The following is a 2,708-nucleotide window of genomic DNA, read 5'->3' on the forward strand; positions in this document are numbered from 1 at the left end:
AGAGCACCGTCCAGGACATACACACGGGCGTTCGAGATCGGACGACCGATCGGGACCACGCCTTCGACGTCGTCGTCCGCGTACCAGGCCGTGGAATAGACCGTGGCCTCGGTCGGACCGTAGATGTTCGCGACCCGAGCGCCCGGGACGGCGGTGCGGATACCGGCAACGGCATCCGCCGTCAATGCCTCGCCCGCCAGCACGACCGTACGGGGGCGGGCCTGGATCTCACCCGCCGCCACCATCTGGGCGAAAGCCGAAGGCACACCGCTGACCAGGCTGACGTCACCGACCGGGGTGTCCGAGTCCGCGTCGGCCAGGGCAAGGAGATCCCCGACGACCTCGACACTGCCGCCGGAAACCAGCGGCCCAAAGAGCTCGAAGACCGACACGTCGAAGTTGAAGGACGTGGAGACCAGAACACGCCGGAAGTCCTCACCACCGAACTCCCGCGCCGCCCAGCCCAGCAGACCGGCCACCGACCGGTGCTCCACGACCACGCCCTTCGGGCGGCCCGTCGAGCCGGAGGTGTAGATCACGTAGGCCGGGTGCTCGGGACGGATACGCGTACCCAGAGGGCCGACCGGGAGGGCAGTCAGGTCCAGCCCGTCGACGGCCACGACGGTCGTCGCATCCGACTCCGGGACGGCCCTCGCCGTACTCGTCGAGGCCAGAACCACAGCCGGCCGCGCATCGCCCAGCATGTACGCGATCCGCTCCGCCGGGTAGCCCGGATCGATCGGCAAATACGCACCCCCGGACTTCAACACCGCAAGCAGCGCCACAACCGAGTCGATGCCACGCTCCAGGCACACACCGACAAACGACTCCGGACCCACGCCCAGGGCCACCAAATGACGGGCCAGCCGGTTCGCACGAGCGTCGAGATCCGCGTACGAGACCTCCACACCACCCGACACCACCGCCACCGCCTCCGGCGTCCGCACCACCTGCGCCTCGAACAGCTCAGGCAGCAAACCCCCCGGCAACTCGACCGCCGTGCCGTTCCACTCCGTGAGGACCTGACGCAAGCCTGCCTCGTCCAGGACCTGGACGGAGCCGAGGGGCACGTCCTCCTCGTGGTCGAGGGCCGATTCGAGGGCCGTGACCAGGTTTCCGGCCGCCGTGCGGACGAACTCGCCGACCACGCGGGGGTCGATCGGGGCGACCGCGTCGACGGCCAGCGTGAACAGGTCGCCGTTGTCGTTGACCGAAACCATCAGGGGGAAGTTGGTGCGCTCGCGGGTGAAGACGGCGCGCATGCCTTCCATGCCCTCGTGGCGGCGCTTGTCCGCACGCTGCTCGGCGCTGCGGCCGGGGTTGTGGCGGAAGTTGAACAGGGCGGTGAACAGCGGGGTGTCGCCGGTGACGCCGCTGGCGCGCTGCGCCACGACGAGCGGGGCGTGCTCGTGCTCCAGCAGCTCCGCGAGCTGGCCGCGCATGGCGGCGACGGCCGCTCGGACGCCGGTGGCCTCGGTGCGGACGCGTACGGGCAGCGTGTTCATGTACGGGCCGGGGACCTGGTCAGCGCCCTCTCCCGCGTTCATACGGCCGAAGAGAACCGTGCCGAAGACGACGTCGTCGCGGCCGCTGACCGCGGCGAGGACCCGCGACCAGGCGACGTGCATGACTGTCGCGGGGCTCGCGCCGAGCCGGCGGGAGACTTCACGGAGCCGCACCGTCAGCTCCGGATCGAAGGGCACCACTTCGCGTGCCGCTCCGGCGCCGTCGCCCCGTACGTCGGCGATGCCGAAGGGGGCGGTGGGTTCGGTGACGTCGCCGAGGAGGTCGGTGAAGTACCGCTCGTGCTCGGCGCGCGCGACGGCGCCCCGGGTCTGGGCGACGAAGTTCCGGAACGGCATCGGCGCTGACAGCTCCCGGCCCCGGCCGGCCAGGATCGTCTGGACCTCGTGGAAGACGATCTCCAGCGCGGTGTGGTCACGGACCACGTGGTGCGCCCTCAGCAGACCGAGCCAGCGGCCGGTACCGGGCACCCGGGCCGCGTGCATCCGCAGCAACGGGGCCTGCGTCAGATCCATGCGCAGACCACCGGCCGAGAGGAGCTGCTCCGTCGGGTCGCCGCCCTCGGGGTCGAGGACGACGTCGGTGACGGGCAGGGTGGCGTGGCGCCACACGACCTGGACCGGCTCGCGCAGGCCCTCCCAGACGATCGAGGTGCGGTAGATGTCGTGCCGGTCGACCACCTGCTGCAGAGCGTCCGCGAAGGCGTCGAGCCGGTCACGGGCGTCGAACTCCAGGACGGTCGGCATGACGTAGGCGTCGTCGCCGCCGTCGGCCAGCAGGTGGTGGAAGAGCAGGCCCTCCTGGAGGGGGGCGAGGGGATAGATGTCCGCGATGTTCGCGGCGCCGCCGTCGACGGAGGAAACGACGGCGGCCAGTTCATCGGTGGAGAGGTCGACGAGCGGCAGCATGTCGGGCGTGATCGCGGTCGCGTCGGCCGGGATCAGGTTGGCCGGTACGGCGACCTGCACCGCCCCCGCCGACGCGGCCAGGCCGGCCGGAGTCGGAGCCTGGAAGAACGAGCGGACCGAGACGGAGACACCGCGCTTCTGCAGGAGGGCGACGAGGCGGATGGCGAGCAGGGACTGGCCGCCGAGGGCGAAGAAGTCCTCGTCCACCCCCACACTGTCCAGACCCAGGACCTCGGCGAACGCCGCGCAGAGGATCTCCTCACGAGCGTTCGACGG

General features: G+C 70.9%; 1 protein-coding gene. It reads right to left on the reverse strand.

All coding sequences use genetic code 11. The features are described 5' to 3' along the window. Nucleotides 1-2,708, reverse strand: a 2,708-nt coding sequence (locus tag ACWCXC_RS37380) for an AMP-binding protein (RefSeq protein ID WP_450891812.1), incomplete at both ends; no start/stop codon positions are given.

It is taken from the genome of Streptomyces sp. NPDC001515 (genome assembly GCF_053597115.1).